Annotated in this window: 16 protein-coding genes and 1 riboswitch; of the genes, 5 read left to right on the top strand and 11 right to left on the bottom strand. The window is 68.8% G+C overall.

Going from position 1 to position 12,017, the window contains the following annotated elements; genetic code table 11:
• Positions 1-121: 121 nt before the first annotated feature.
• The 10 genes from VQ065_RS04785 to nrdR form a co-directional block, all read right to left on the bottom strand.
• Entirely contained in the window at positions 122-766 is a 645-nt protein-coding gene (locus VQ065_RS04785; protein WP_003093301.1) for a TIGR02281 family clan AA aspartic protease, read from the bottom strand.
• Positions 767-768: 2 nt separating this feature from the next.
• Positions 769-1,515, bottom strand: a complete 747-nt coding sequence (locus VQ065_RS04780; RefSeq protein WP_003093303.1) for a substrate-binding periplasmic protein — start codon at positions 1,513-1,515, stop codon at positions 769-771.
• A gap of 8 nt (positions 1,516-1,523) precedes the next feature.
• Positions 1,524-2,039 (bottom strand): phosphatidylglycerophosphatase A family protein, encoded by a 516-nt coding sequence (locus VQ065_RS04775; RefSeq protein ID WP_003093304.1) that lies wholly within the window; start codon positions 2,037-2,039, stop codon positions 1,524-1,526.
• A complete protein-coding gene (gene thiL / locus VQ065_RS04770; RefSeq protein ID WP_003093306.1) occupies positions 2,032-3,000 on the bottom strand; it encodes a thiamine-phosphate kinase in 969 nt (322 codons plus the stop codon). Before thiL ends, VQ065_RS04775 begins: the two co-directional genes overlap by 8 nt.
• An 18-nt stretch (positions 3,001-3,018) precedes the next feature.
• Entirely contained in the window at positions 3,019-3,498 is a 480-nt protein-coding gene (gene nusB / locus VQ065_RS04765; protein WP_003093308.1) for a transcription antitermination factor NusB, read from the bottom strand.
• Positions 3,495-3,971 carry a 6,7-dimethyl-8-ribityllumazine synthase gene (gene ribH, locus VQ065_RS04760; protein ID WP_003093311.1) on the bottom strand — a complete coding sequence of 159 codons (477 nt, stop codon included), beginning with the start codon at positions 3,969-3,971 and terminating at the stop codon, positions 3,495-3,497. Before ribH ends, nusB begins: the two co-directional genes overlap by 4 nt.
• A 117-nt stretch (positions 3,972-4,088) precedes the next feature.
• Positions 4,089-5,186: a bifunctional 3,4-dihydroxy-2-butanone-4-phosphate synthase/GTP cyclohydrolase II gene (gene ribBA / locus VQ065_RS04755; RefSeq protein WP_003093313.1), complete on the bottom strand. Its 1,098-nt coding sequence runs from the start codon at positions 5,184-5,186 to the stop codon at positions 4,089-4,091.
• 26 nt (positions 5,187-5,212) lie between these two features.
• Entirely contained in the window at positions 5,213-5,872 is a 660-nt protein-coding gene (locus VQ065_RS04750; protein WP_003093316.1) for a riboflavin synthase, read from the bottom strand.
• A gap of 183 nt (positions 5,873-6,055) precedes the next feature.
• Positions 6,056-6,218: riboswitch (FMN riboswitch) on the bottom strand.
• An 81-nt stretch (positions 6,219-6,299) separates the two neighbouring features.
• Positions 6,300-7,421, bottom strand: a complete 1,122-nt coding sequence (gene ribD, locus VQ065_RS04745; RefSeq protein ID WP_003093318.1) for a bifunctional diaminohydroxyphosphoribosylaminopyrimidine deaminase/5-amino-6-(5-phosphoribosylamino)uracil reductase RibD — start codon at positions 7,419-7,421, stop codon at positions 6,300-6,302.
• Positions 7,418-7,882 (bottom strand): transcriptional regulator NrdR, encoded by a 465-nt coding sequence (gene nrdR / locus VQ065_RS04740; RefSeq protein ID WP_003107181.1) that lies wholly within the window; start codon positions 7,880-7,882, stop codon positions 7,418-7,420. Before nrdR ends, ribD begins: the two co-directional genes overlap by 4 nt.
• A 185-nt stretch (positions 7,883-8,067) precedes the next feature.
• Here nrdR and VQ065_RS04735 point away from each other — a divergent pair, with 185 nt between their 5' ends.
• The 3 genes from VQ065_RS04735 (at position 8,068) to trxA (ending at position 10,138) form a co-directional block, all read left to right on the top strand.
• The gene (locus VQ065_RS04735) at positions 8,068-8,538 is read left to right on the top strand and encodes a YbaY family lipoprotein (protein ID WP_003132387.1); all 471 of its coding nucleotides are present in this window, start codon (positions 8,068-8,070) and stop codon (positions 8,536-8,538) included.
• On the top strand, positions 8,535-9,197 hold the full coding sequence (locus VQ065_RS04730; RefSeq protein ID WP_003132385.1) for a class I SAM-dependent methyltransferase: 663 nt from the start codon (positions 8,535-8,537) through the stop codon (positions 9,195-9,197). Before VQ065_RS04735 ends, VQ065_RS04730 begins: the two co-directional genes overlap by 4 nt.
• A gap of 71 nt (positions 9,198-9,268) precedes the next feature.
• Entirely contained in the window at positions 9,269-10,138 is an 870-nt protein-coding gene (gene trxA, locus VQ065_RS04725; protein ID WP_003105274.1) for a thioredoxin, read from the top strand.
• A 24-nt stretch (positions 10,139-10,162) separates the two neighbouring features.
• On the opposite strand, the gene VQ065_RS04720 is transcribed toward trxA, so the two are convergent.
• The gene (locus tag VQ065_RS04720; protein WP_003105273.1) at positions 10,163-10,519 is read right to left on the bottom strand and encodes a hypothetical protein; all 357 of its coding nucleotides are present in this window, start codon (positions 10,517-10,519) and stop codon (positions 10,163-10,165) included.
• 132 nt (positions 10,520-10,651) lie between these two features.
• Here VQ065_RS04720 and VQ065_RS04715 point away from each other — a divergent pair, with 132 nt between their 5' ends.
• On the top strand, positions 10,652-11,224 hold the full coding sequence (locus VQ065_RS04715; RefSeq protein ID WP_003105271.1) for a DUF2796 domain-containing protein: 573 nt from the start codon (positions 10,652-10,654) through the stop codon (positions 11,222-11,224).
• An 88-nt stretch (positions 11,225-11,312) separates the two neighbouring features.
• The gene (locus tag VQ065_RS04710; protein WP_003093325.1) at positions 11,313-12,017 is read left to right on the top strand and encodes an ABC transporter ATP-binding protein; all 705 of its coding nucleotides are present in this window, start codon (positions 11,313-11,315) and stop codon (positions 12,015-12,017) included.

The raw sequence follows: 12,017 nt of genomic DNA, 5'->3' as shown, positions 1-12,017 counted from the left end.
CCTAGGGAAACGGAAGTCCGCCATTGTACCAGCAGCGTCCGGCGCCCGGTCAGCTCGAAATGCCGCAAATACCTATCGAGATGGACGATGAATAGAACCCGGGGTTATGAGCGAGCGACATTCAATGCTTGGCCTCGATAAGCAGCATCCCCTGTTCCTCGCGCCAGCGCACCCGGTTGAGGAAACTCATGCCGAGCAGGGCTTCGGTCGGATAGCCACCCTCGATCACCGCCGCCTCGACGCCCAGCAACTCGATACCGCCGATCTTCACCCGGTCCAGGGTCACCCGCCAGCCGCGCGAGGTGCCGCTGGCGGTGGAGGCGACCATCGGCTTGCCGTCCACCCGGTAATCGATACCCAGGCGGCGCGCCTCGTTCTCGTTCATGGCGATGCTGGTGGCGCCGGTATCCACCAGGAACTGCATGTTCTGCCCGTTCACCGAACCGGCCACCCAATAGTGCCCGCCGGTGCCGCGAGCGATGCTGAAGCTTTGCCGCTGCGGCGCCGAATAGCCCGCCTCGTTGTATTCGCGGCTCAGTTCGTAGGTGCGCTCGACGCCGTCGATCCGCAGCACCGCCTTGCGACTGTCGGCGCTGACCACCTGGACGCCCTGCGGGCCGGTCTGGCCGACCCTGACCAGCTTGCGCTGGCCATCGACGTTGAGTACCGCCGCGCCGGGGAACAGGCCGACCACGAACACCTGGGGCGCGGCCAGCGAGGACAACGCGAGAACGCTGGAAAACAGGGCGACGCACAGCCGCAGCATGATCACTCCTTGGGTGGCAGGATTGCCTTCAACGGCGCATAGGGCCAGTTCCAGCGGGCGAAGATCCGCTCCAGCTCGCCGCTGGCATGCAACTGCCGCATGCGCCGGTCGAACAGCGCCAGCAGCTCACGGCCCCTGGGGGAATCGGAGAAGCCAAGATACAGCGGCAACCGAGTGACGTCGGTGATGCGGTACTCAGCCGCCAGCGCTCCGGCCCCTGCGAGCATTTCCTCCAGTTCCGGACGCGAATCGATGAAATAGTCGACCCGGTGGTTGAGCAGCATCGGCAGCGCCGAGGTGCGGCGCTGCAACTCGCTGTGCGGGGTCAGGGTAGGGAAATAGCGGGCGAAGGCGTAGCCACGCATCCATGACAGGCGGAACCGGCTCAGGCCCTCCAGCGGCGGCGGCGGATTGTCCTTCAGGGAAAGCACGGCGATCGGATCGACGTCATAGGGCCAGCGAGGGTAAAGCGCTTCGTCGATTTCCCCGCGGTAGGCGCCGACCCAGGCGTCGGCCTCGCCGCGCAGGACCAGGCCGACCGCCCGGGTATAGGGCTCGTTGGCGATCCGCAGGCGTACCCCGGCCGGCTCGTAGACGGCCCGCAGCAGGTCCCAGGCCACCCCGCGACCGTCCTCCTGGGTGTAGCGCGTCCAGGTTTCGCTGACCACGCGGATCTCGCCCACGGAGGGTTCGGCGGAAGCGACGCCGGGCAGCAGCCACAGGCAGCAGAACAGGACGAGCAGACGCATGGGAGGCCTCAGACCAGCCAGTGTACCCATCCCCAGACTAGACCCTGCATGACCAGCCAGGCGAATACCCCGGCCAGGACGTCGTCGAGCATGATCCCGACGCCCCCGTGCACGTTGCGGTCCACCCAACTGATCGGCCAGGGCTTGAGAATATCCACGATGCGGAACACGACGAAGCCGATCAGCAGCCACCACCAGCCCTCCGGCACCAGCCAGAGGGTTATCCACATGCCGACCATCTCGTCCCAGACGATGCCTTCGTGGTCGTGCACGCGCAGGTCGTCGGCGACCTTGCCGCACAGCCAGAAGCCGAACAGCATGGTCACTCCCAGCATCAGCCAGTAGCCCCAGTCCGGCAGCATCTGCCACAGCGGGATGAACGGGATGGCCACCAGCGACCCCCAGGTGCCCGGCGCCTTGGGCAGGGTGCCGGAGCCGAAGCCGAAGGCGAGGAAATGCCAGGGATTGCGCCAGACCGACGGCGGCACCGGCTGCGCCGGCGCCTGATCAGGATGCTCAGTCACGTTGGGTTCCGAAATGTTGGTAGCCGGCCACGGCCGGTATGAGTTCCTTTCCGTCAGCGTCGAGCAGGTGCACCCCCTGCCCCGCCTCGACCCGGCCGATGACGGCCATGGCCGGCCACGCGGCGCGAATCTCGCCAAGGTACGCAGGCGGCAGGGTGAAGGCCAGCACGTAGTCGTCGCCGGCGGCCAGTTGCTGGCGCAAGGCTTCCTCGCCGGCGAGCAGGCCGCTCAACGCGGCGCTTGCCTGCAAGCGCTGGCATTCGACCAGCAGGGCGACGCCGGAAGCGCGGGCGATATGCCCGCAGTCGGCGAGCAGCCCGTCGGAGATGTCCAGGGCGGCGCTGGCCTTGCCGCGCAGGGCGAGGCCCAGACCGAATTGCGGGGCCGGCGTCCAGTAGCGCGCCAGCAGCGGTTCGGCCACCTCGGCGGGCGCCGATCTTCGCTCCAGCACCAGTTCCAGCGCCGCTCCAGCCTCGCCGAGCGGGCCCCCGACGCAGAGCAGGTCGCCCGGGCGCGCACCGGCGCGGGTCAGCGCCTGGCCGGCCGGCACCCTGCCGAATACGGTCAGGGTCATGCTCAGCGGGCCGCGCGTGGTGTCGCCGCCGACCAGGGCCAGGCCGCACTGCCGGGCCATGGCGTCGAGGCCGCGGGCGAAGCCCTGCAACCACTCGGCGTCGGCCTTCGGCAAGGTCAGGGCCAGGGTGAAGGCCAGGGGCGCGGCGCCCATCGCCGCCAGGTCGCTGGCGGAGACCGCCAGGGCGCGCTGGGCAAGAAGGAAAGGGTCGCAACCGGCGGGAAAATGCACACCTTCCACCAGGGTGTCGGTGGAGACCGCCAGCTGTTCGCCGGCAGGCGGCGCCAGCAGGGCACAGTCGTCGCCGATGCCGAGGGCCACCTCCGTCGCCGGCGCCGCGCAGGCGGCTGCGGCGAAGAAGCGGCGGATCAGCTCGAACTCACCCATGACGCCGCCGGCGCGGGATCAGCGCTTGCCGCCGCGCAGCTCGGCGGCGCGCAGGCGCGGCGCCAGCTTGTCGAGCACGCCGTTGACGAACTTGTGGCCGTCGGTGGCGCCGAAGGTCTTGGCCAGCTCGATGCCCTCGTTGATCACTACCTTGTAGGGCACGTCGATGCGGTTGCGCAGCTCGTAGGTGGACAGCCGCAGGATGGCCAGCTCGACCGGGTCGATCTCGGCCAGCGGGCGGTCCAGGCAGGGCTCGAAGGTGGAGTCCAGCTCGCTCTTCTGTCGCGGCACGCCGTGCAGGATCTCGTGGAAGTAGGCGCCGTCGACCTCGGAGAAGTCGTTGTCGGTGCGGAACTGCGCCTCGATCTCGTGCAGGGGCTGGCCGGCGATCTGCCAGGAGTACAGGGCCTGGACGGCCAGGCTGCGGGCCTTGCGGCGAGCGGCGGTCTTGCCTTTCGGCGGCTTGGCTGCCGGGTTGCCGCTGTCTTGATTGCTCACTTGGCCTCCAACTGCGCCAGCAGGCTGACCATTTCCAGGGCCGACAGCGCGGCTTCGGCGCCCTTGTTGCCGGCCTTGGTGCCGGAGCGCTCGATGGCCTGCTCGATGGAGTCGACGGTGAGGACGCCGAAGGCGACCGGGATGCCGAACTGCAGGGACACCTGGGCCAGGCCCTTGGTGCACTCGCCGGCCACGTATTCGAAGTGCGGGGTGCCGCCACGGATCACCGCGCCGAGGGCGATGATGGCGTCGAAGCCGCCTTGCTGGGCGACCTTCTGGGTCACCAGCGGGATCTCGAAGGCACCCGGGGCGCGGATGATGGTGATCTCGCTTTCAGCCACGCCGTGGCGGACCAGGGCGTCGACGGCGCCGCTGACCAGGCTTTCCACGACGAAGCTGTTGAAGCGGCCGACCACCAGGGCGTAGCGGCCTTTGGGAGCAATGAAGGTACCTTCGATGGTCTTCAGGGTCATGAGCAGGTCTCATCTGTTAAAGAGCCGGGGCGCCGTTGCGCCCCGAGCGAAAAGGGTCGAAAGGTCGGTCCAGCATAGCGCCCGCCGCGATCTTGCACGCGGCGGGCGGGACAGGCCTTATTCGGCGGGCAGGTATTCTACAACTTCCAGGTCGAAACCGGATATCGCATTGAAGCGCATCGGCGCACTCAGCAGGCGCATCTTGCGCACGCCGAGGTCACGCAGGATCTGCGAGCCGGCACCGACGGTGCTGTAGGTGGTGGTGGCCTTGGGCGCCGGGGCCGGCGCCGAAGCGATCTCGCGGACATGGGCGAGCAGGTCGTCGCCGCCGATCTGGTGGCCGAGCAGCAGCACCACGCCGCTGCCCGCCTCGGCGACCTTGGTCATCGCCGCGCGCAGGCTCCAGCGGCCCGGCTGGTTGACCTGCAGCAGGTCGCGCAGCGGGTCCATGTTGTGCACGCGGACCAGGGTCGGCTCTTCCGCGCAGACCTTGCCGAGGGTCAGCGCCAGGTGCACGTCGCCCTCCACCGAGTCGCGGTAGGTGATCAGGTTGAAGTGGCCCAGTTCGCTGTCCAGCGGCTGCTCGGCGATGCGCTCGACGGTGCGCTCGTGGATCAGCCGGTAGTGGATCAGGTCGGCGATGGTGCCGATCTTGATCCCGTGCTCGGCGGCGAACGCCTCCAGTTCGGGCCGGCGAGCCATGCTGCCGTCGTCGTTCATCACCTCGCAGATCACCCCGGACGGTTCGAACCCGGCCATCCGCGCCAGGTCGCAGGCCGCCTCGGTGTGCCCGGCGCGAGCCAGGGTACCGCCTGGCTGGGCCATCAGCGGGAAGATGTGGCCGGGGCTGACGATGTCGGCGGCCACGGCGTTCTTCGCCGCCGCAGCCTGCACGGTGCGGGCGCGGTCCGCGGCGGAGATGCCGGTGGTGACGCCCTCGGCGGCCTCGATGGAGACAGTGAACTTGGTGCCGAAGCCGGAGCCATTGCGCTGCACCATCAGCGGCAGGCCGAGGCGCTCGCAACGCTCGCGGGTCATCGGCATGCAGACCAGGCCGCGGGCATGCTTGACCATGAAGTTGATGTCTTCGGTGCGGACGCATTCGGCGGCCATGATCAGGTCGCCTTCGTTCTCGCGGTCCTCGTCATCCATCAGGATGACCATCTTGCCTTGGCGGATGTCTTCGATCAGTTCGTCGATCGTGTTGAGTGCCATGGGCACCCCCTTATGCAATTCGTGGGTTACTTGAGAAAACCGTTCTCGGCGAGAAACGCTTCGCTGATGCCGGAGGCGCTGGGCTCGGCGGCCTTGTCGCCAAGCAGCAGGCGCTCCAGGTAACGGGCCAGCAGGTCGACCTCGAGGTTGACCCGGCGTCCGGGCTGGTACTCGGCCATGATGGTTTCGCTGAGCGTATGCGGGACGATGGTCAGCTCGAACTCCGCGCCGTTCACCGCGTTCACCGTGAGGCTGGTGCCGTCGACGGTGATCGAGCCCTTGTGCGCGATGTACCTGGCCAGTTCGCGCGGGGCGCGTACGGTGAACTGGATGGCGCGGGCGTTCTCCTCGCGCTTGAGCACCTCGCCGACGCCGTCGACGTGGCCGCTCACCAGGTGTCCGCCGAGGCGGGTGGTCGGCGTCAGGGCCTTTTCCAGGTTCACCCGGCTGCCCACCTTCAGGTGCTGGAAGGCGGTGCGCGCCAGGCTCTCGCGGCTGACGTCGGCCCAGAAGCCATCGCCGGGCAGTTCCACCGCGGTCAGGCAGACGCCGTTGACCGCGATGCTGTCGCCAAGCTTGACGTCGCCCAGGTCGAGCTTGCCGGTGGCGATGTAGACCCGCAGGTCGCCGCCCTTGGGCGTCATCGCGCGGACGCTGCCGATCGATTCGATTATGCCGGTGAACATGCGACCTCCCGTTTTTCCGCCGCACAGGCGCGCAGCATGGCCGGCGCGACGCCGAGCGGCCTGCGTGCCATAGCGCGGGTATTCCAAGATGAAGACATATGACGAACTCCTGTTTCGTGAAAAACAGGGCTTTTTGGATCGAAGGGGATCTTGCGGGCGCACAGGGTACGCCCAGGCAGGCAATCCCGTTCTCTCTTTATCCGGACTATGACCGTCGGCCCCGGAATCGCACCGGGTCTGCTGACCTTGTCGTCCGGCGGTGGCCGGTCCGGCAAGCGCTCGCGGGCTAGGCGCCTTGCGCGCCATTACCGCCGGTGGGGACTTTCACCCCGCCCTGAGAACGTTACGGCCATCGAGATGGCCGTGTGGCGTTTTACCACAGTTGCGCCGCTTGTGCATCGTCCGCCGCGTCGCCGCGCAGCGAAGTTCAAGCGTCCCGCGGATGGGGCCGCGCGGTGACCAGCCAGTCGTCGCCCACCGCGCGGATGTCGTCGATCCGCAACTGCGCCGCATCGGCCATCCGCGCCAGCGGCCAATCGAGCAAAGGACGGGCGCTGGAGCCGAGGAACTTCGGCGCGACGAACAGCCGGTACTCATCCACCAGCCCCAGCCGGGCGAAGGCGCCGGCCAGGCGGGGGCCGGCCTCCACCAGCACTTCGTTGGCGCCGCGCGCCGCCAGTTCCAGGAGCAGCTTGTGCAGGTCGACATGCCCCTCGGCGGAGGGCAGCGCCAGCAGTTCGTGACCGGCGTCCTGGAAGCGTTCGCGCGCCGAGGCGGCGGCGCAGGTCGCCACCAGTGCCGGACCGGCCTGGTAGAACGCCGATTCCAGCGGCACCCGCAGGCGCCCGTCGACCAGCACCCGCAACGGCTGGCGAGCCGCGGCGAGCGCGGTAAGCTCGGCGTTCAGGCCCAGTTCGTCGGGGCGAACGTTGAGCCGCGCATCGTCCGCCAGCAGCGTATCGGCGCCGGACAGCACCACGCTGGAGCGAGCGCGCAAGCGCTGCACCGCCGAACGCGCGGCGGGGCCGGTGATCCACTGGCTTTCCCCGCTGGCCATGGCGGTGCGCCCGTCCAGGCTCATCGCCAGCTTGACCCGGACGAACGGCAGGCCATGCTCCATGCGCTTGATGAAACCGATGTTGAGTTCCCGCGCCTCGGCCTCGAGGACCCCGCTCTGCACCGCGATACCGGCCTGCATCAGACGCAGCAGGCCGCGACCGCCGACCTCGGGGTTGGGATCCTGCATCGCCGCGACCACCCGCGCCACCCCGGCACCCACCAGCGCGTCGGCGCACGGCGGGGTGCGGCCGAAATGACTGCAGGGCTCGAGGGTCACGTAGGCGGTGGCGCCGCGTGCATTCTCGCCGGCCTGGCGCAGGGCATGGACCTCGGCGTGCGGCTCGCCGGCGCGGACGTGCCAGCCCTCGCCGACCACCTGGCCGTCCTTGACCAGCACGCAGCCGACGCGCGGATTCGGATGGGTGGAGTACAGCCCCTGGCGCGCCAGTTCCAGGGCGCGGGCCATGTACAGCGGGTCGGCGGCGTTCATTCCTTGGCCGGCTCGCGGGCGAGGCGTTCGATCTCCTCGCGGAATTCGTTGAGGTCCTGGAAGCGCCGGTAGACCGAGGCGAAGCGGATGTAGGCGACTTCGTCGAGCTTCTGCAGCTCGGCCATCACCAGTTCGCCCAGCACCCGCGACTTGATCTCGCGCTCGCCGGTGGCGCGCAACTGATGCTTGATGTGGCCGATGGCCGCTTCCAGGCGCTCGACGCTGACCGGACGCTTCTCCAGGGCACGCTGCATGCCGGCGCGCAGCTTGTCCTCGTCGAACGGCTGGCGGCTGCCGTCCTGCTTGATCAGGCGCGGCATGACCAGCTCGGCGGTCTCGAAGGTGGTGAAGCGTTCGCCGCAGGCCAGGCACTCGCGGCGCCGGCGCACCTGATCGCCCTCGGCGACCAGTCGCGAGTCAATCACTTTGGTGTCATGGGCACCGCAGAAGGGACAATGCATGGTGCTGATACAGGCGTAGCTGAAGGAAGCCGCATGGTAGCGCATCCGCGCCCGGCCGAGCACCCGCAGAATCGACCGGCGCCGGCACGATGGGAGAGGCGGGAAGAATCGGACGTTGCGGCCTACGCGAAGCGCGACAAGAATCACACTTTGCGCTATACAAGCGCCGCCCGGATTCCACCGCTATGGAGCAGCCCATGACCCTGCGCTCGATCGCCCTGCTGGCCGTCCTTCTCCTCGCCGCTTGTTCCAGCGACAAGCCGAAGCCTGCGCCAACGCCGCAAGCTTCGCGCAGCGTGACCATGGTCGAGCCGGTGCTGCCGGCCCACCTGCGCGAGCTGAGCGGAACGCTGAGCAGCATCCAGGGCAGCCTGCCACGCGGCAGCGAGGTGCAGATGGCACTGCTGGTGATCGACGAGCGCGACCGTCCACAGCGGCTGCTGGCCAGCGAGACGGTGCTGGCCACCGGCGAACTCATGCCCTTCCGCCTGCCGTTCAACCCCGAGTCCTTCCCGCCGGCCGGTGGCGCGCTGCGCGTCGAACTGCACGCGCGGGTGATCCAGTCCGGCCAGTTGGCCTGGCGCCTGCATCCGTTGCGGATCGCCCAGCCGACCACCCAGTCCCTCGGCGAACTGCGCCTGGTACGCGCGCCGTGACGGCACCCCAAGCCCTGACCCAGGCGCTGGGCGAGCTGCTCGGCGACGCCCGGCTCAGCGCCACCGCGCTGCCCGGCACCGACCTGCGCCTGTGGCTGATCGACGCGCAGAACATGGACCGCCAGTTCAGCCCGGAGGAAACCCGCCGCATCCTCGAAGAGCCGCCGTACTGGTGCTTCTGCTGGGCCAGCGGGCTGGTCCTGGCGCGCTGGCTGGCGGAGCGCCCGCAGTGGGTCCGCGGCAAGCGCGTGCTGGACTTCGGCAGCGGCTCCGGGGTGGCGGCGATCGCCGCGGCCCGCGCCGGCGCCGCCGAGGTGGTGGCTTGCGACCTGGATCCCCTGGCGCTGGCAGCGAGCCGGGCGAACGCCGAACTGAACGGAGTGGAGCTGAGCTATTCGGCGGACTTCTTCGCCGAGGACGATCGCTTCGACCTGATCCTGGTGGCTGACGTGCTCTACGACCGCGCCAACCTGCCGCTGCTCGACCAGTTCCTCAGCCGCGGCCGCCAGGCGCTGGTCGCCGACTCGCGGGTCCGTGACTTCCGTCATCCGCTGTACCGACGCCTGGACGTGCTCGAAGCCTGTACCTGGCCGGACCTCGCCGAGCCCGCCGAATTCCGCCTGGTCAGCCTGTATCACGCCGAACGCGGGCAAGCCTGAGGCACGGGCTTGTTTGCGCGCGGCGCGCCCCCACTTATAGTGGTCACCACCTTGCGTTTCCGAGAATCGACATGAGCGATACGCCCTACATCTTCGACGTCACCGGCGCCAACTTCGAGCAGCTGGTCATCGAGAACTCGTTCCACAAGCCGGTCCTGGTGGACTTCTGGGCCGACTGGTGCGCCCCGTGCAAGGCGCTGATGCCACTGCTGGCGCAGATCGCCGAATCCTACCAGGGCGAATTGCTGCTGGCCAAGGTCAACTGCGACGTCGAGCAGGACATCGTGATGCGCTTCGGCATCCGCAGCCTGCCGACCGTGGTCCTGTTCAAGGATGGCCAGCCGGTCGACGGTTTCGCCGGCGCCCAGCCCGAATCGCAGATCCGCGCCCTGCTCGAACCCCATGTGAAAGCACCGGCGCTGCCCGACGAAGACCCGCTGGAAGTGGCCCAGGCGCTGTTCGCCGAAGGCCGCATCGGCGACGCCGAAGCGACCCTGAAAGCCCTGCTGGCGGAGAACAACGAGAACGCCGCGGCGCTGATCCTCTACGCCCGCTGCCTGGCCGAGCGCGGCGAACTGGAAGAGGCGCAGGCCATCCTCGACGCGGTGAAGAGCGACGAGCACAAGCAGGCCCTGGCCGGCGCCCGCGCGCAGCTGACCTTCCTGCGCCAGGCTGCCGACCTGCCCGACAGCGCAGAGCTGAAGAGCCGCCTGGCGGCCGATGCCGGCGACGACGAGGCAGCCTACCAGTTGGCCGTCCAGCAGCTCGCCCGGCAGCAGTACGAGGCGGCCCTGGACGGACTGCTCAAGCTGTTCCTGCGCAACCGCGGCTACCAGGACGACCTGCCGCGCAAGACCCTGGTGCAGGTCTTCGACCTGCTTGGCAACGACCACCCGCTGGTCACCGCCTACCGCCGCAAGCTGTACCAGGCGCTCTACTGAGTCGCCGAGCCCCGTCCGCGGGGCTCAGTCCTCCAGCCAGACGAACACCTGGGTGCCGTCGACCACCTCGACCTTGACCCGGGCGTCGTGCCGCAGGCGCACCAGCAGTTGCTTGGCGGCGCCGGCATTGCCGCTGAACCCCTCCAACTCCGCCAGCAACTGCGGCCCCTCGATCCGCCCGCTGCCGCGCAGCAGGTCCTGGGCGGTCTGCCATAGGCGATCCACCGGCGCTGCCGGCGCCGGCGCCCTGGCCGCCGCGACCTGCGGCTCGCCCAGCGGCGGCGGGGGCACGTGTTGCGCCAGCTGGCGCCAATCCTCGGCGTCCAGTTCCAGGGTCAGGTCCACCGGCCAGTCGCCGATGCTTCCGCGAATCCGCACCATCTCGTTTCTCCACAAGCGAATCGCGCCATGCTCCCACGTCGGCGCGTAGGGGCCAAATCGGCCAGGCTAGGCAGGCGGAAAAATTCGTTATAACGTAACAAACTCTTTTCCTTCCTTGCCGGAGTCCCGTTCATGCGCCCACTGCTGTTAGCCCTCGTCTTGCTGCCGTTCGCCGCCCAGGCCCATGACGACCACGACCATGACCACGCCCATGGCAGCCTGGGCAAGCACGAGCACGGCGTCGCCCAGTTGAACGTGGCGCTGGACGGCAAGACCCTCGAACTGGAGCTGGACAGCCCGGCGATGAACCTGGTCGGTTTCGAACACGCCGCCAGCACCGACGCGGACAAGGCCGCCGTGGCCAAGGCCCGCGCGCAGCTGGAAAAACCGCTGGAGCTGTTCGCCCTGCCAGTCACCGCCGGCTGCTCGGTGGCCAGCCAGGAACTGCGGAGTCCGCTGTTCGGCGACAAGGCGCCGGCCCACGCGCACAAGGAGAAGGCAGGCCACGAACACGAACACGGTCATGCCGATATCCACGCCCATTACCAGCTCAGTTGCGAGAAGCCCGAGCTGCTCAAGCTGCTGACCCTCGCCGAGTTCTTCAAGCGCTTCCCCGCCACCCAGAAAATTCAGGTACAACTGATCGGTCCCGACGGCCAGAAAGGCGCCGACCTGGCTCCGGCCAGCGCCGAGCTGAAGCTGTAGGATCGTTCCGGAGGCGCCGCGAGGGATTCGGCGCGGCGCCCCTCCATCCATTCTCGAGGCTCCGGCGGAGCGTTCCGCCCCTACCCCCATGAGCGCACTGATCACCCTGACCAACCTCGGCTTCGCCTGGCCCGGCCAGGCGGAGTTGCTGGACATTCCCAGCTTCCATCTCGAACGCGGCGAGAGCCTGTTCCTCAAGGGGCCTTCCGGCAGCGGCAAGACCACCCTGCTCGGCCTCCTCGGCGGCGTGCAGAAGCCCGGCCGCGGCAGCATCCGCCTGCTCGGCGAGGACCTGGAAAAGCTGTCCGCCGCGCGCCGCGACCATTTCCGCGTCGACCACACCGGCTACATCTTCCAGCAGTTCAACCTGCTGCCATTCCTCTCGGTACGCGAGAACGTCGAGCTGCCCTGTCACTTTTCCGCGTTGCGCCGTCAGCGCGCCCGCGAACGCCACGGTAGCCCGGCGCAGGCCGCCAGCCATCTGCTCGGCCAGCTCGGCCTCGGCGGCGAACTGCACGAACGCCGCGCCGACAGCCTGTCCATCGGCCAGCAGCAGCGGGTCGCCGCCGCCCGCGCGCTGATCGGCCAGCCGGAGCTGGTGATCGCCGACGAGCCGACCTCGGCGCTCGACGCCGACAGCCGCGAGGCGTTTCTCCAGTTGCTCTTCGCCGAATGCCGCGAGGCCGGCGCCAGCCTGCTGTTCGTCAGCCACGACCAGAGCCTGGCCGGGCTGTTCGACCGCAGCCTGTCCCTTTCCGATCTCAACCGCGCCGCCCGGCCGGCAGGACTCTGA

The organism is Pseudomonas sp. KBN10P06128 (assembly GCF_037574945.1).
Classification (GTDB): domain Bacteria; phylum Pseudomonadota; class Gammaproteobacteria; order Pseudomonadales; family Pseudomonadaceae; genus Pseudomonas; species Pseudomonas aeruginosa.
Note: the sequence above shows the minus strand (reverse complement) of the source record. Positions and strands in the feature narration are given on the sequence as shown.

What these genes read in the sequence shown, in the direction of transcription:
- trxA (WP_003105274.1), top strand. Translation starts at nt 9,269, where the DNA reads ATGAGCGATACGCCCTACATCTTCGACGTCACCGGCGCCAACTTCGAG.
- thiL (WP_003093306.1), bottom strand. Translation starts at nt 3,000, where the DNA reads ATGGGTGAGTTCGAGCTGATCCGCCGCTTCTTCGCCGCAGCCGCCTGC.
- ribBA (WP_003093313.1), bottom strand. Translation starts at nt 5,186, where the DNA reads ATGGCACTCAACACGATCGACGAACTGATCGAAGACATCCGCCAAGGC.
- VQ065_RS04715 (WP_003105271.1), top strand. Translation starts at nt 10,652, where the DNA reads ATGCGCCCACTGCTGTTAGCCCTCGTCTTGCTGCCGTTCGCCGCCCAG.
- VQ065_RS04735 (WP_003132387.1), top strand. Translation starts at nt 8,068, where the DNA reads ATGGAGCAGCCCATGACCCTGCGCTCGATCGCCCTGCTGGCCGTCCTT.
- VQ065_RS04780 (WP_003093303.1), bottom strand. Translation starts at nt 1,515, where the DNA reads ATGCGTCTGCTCGTCCTGTTCTGCTGCCTGTGGCTGCTGCCCGGCGTC.
- ribH (WP_003093311.1), bottom strand. Translation starts at nt 3,971, where the DNA reads ATGACCCTGAAGACCATCGAAGGTACCTTCATTGCTCCCAAAGGCCGC.
- nrdR (WP_003107181.1), bottom strand. Translation starts at nt 7,882, where the DNA reads ATGCATTGTCCCTTCTGCGGTGCCCATGACACCAAAGTGATTGACTCG.
- VQ065_RS04710 (WP_003093325.1), top strand. Translation starts at nt 11,313, where the DNA reads ATGAGCGCACTGATCACCCTGACCAACCTCGGCTTCGCCTGGCCCGGC.
- VQ065_RS04750 (WP_003093316.1), bottom strand. Translation starts at nt 5,872, where the DNA reads ATGTTCACCGGCATAATCGAATCGATCGGCAGCGTCCGCGCGATGACG.
- VQ065_RS04785 (WP_003093301.1), bottom strand. Translation starts at nt 766, where the DNA reads ATGCTGCGGCTGTGCGTCGCCCTGTTTTCCAGCGTTCTCGCGTTGTCC.
- VQ065_RS04720 (WP_003105273.1), bottom strand. Translation starts at nt 10,519, where the DNA reads ATGGTGCGGATTCGCGGAAGCATCGGCGACTGGCCGGTGGACCTGACC.
- ribD (WP_003093318.1), bottom strand. Translation starts at nt 7,421, where the DNA reads ATGAACGCCGCCGACCCGCTGTACATGGCCCGCGCCCTGGAACTGGCG.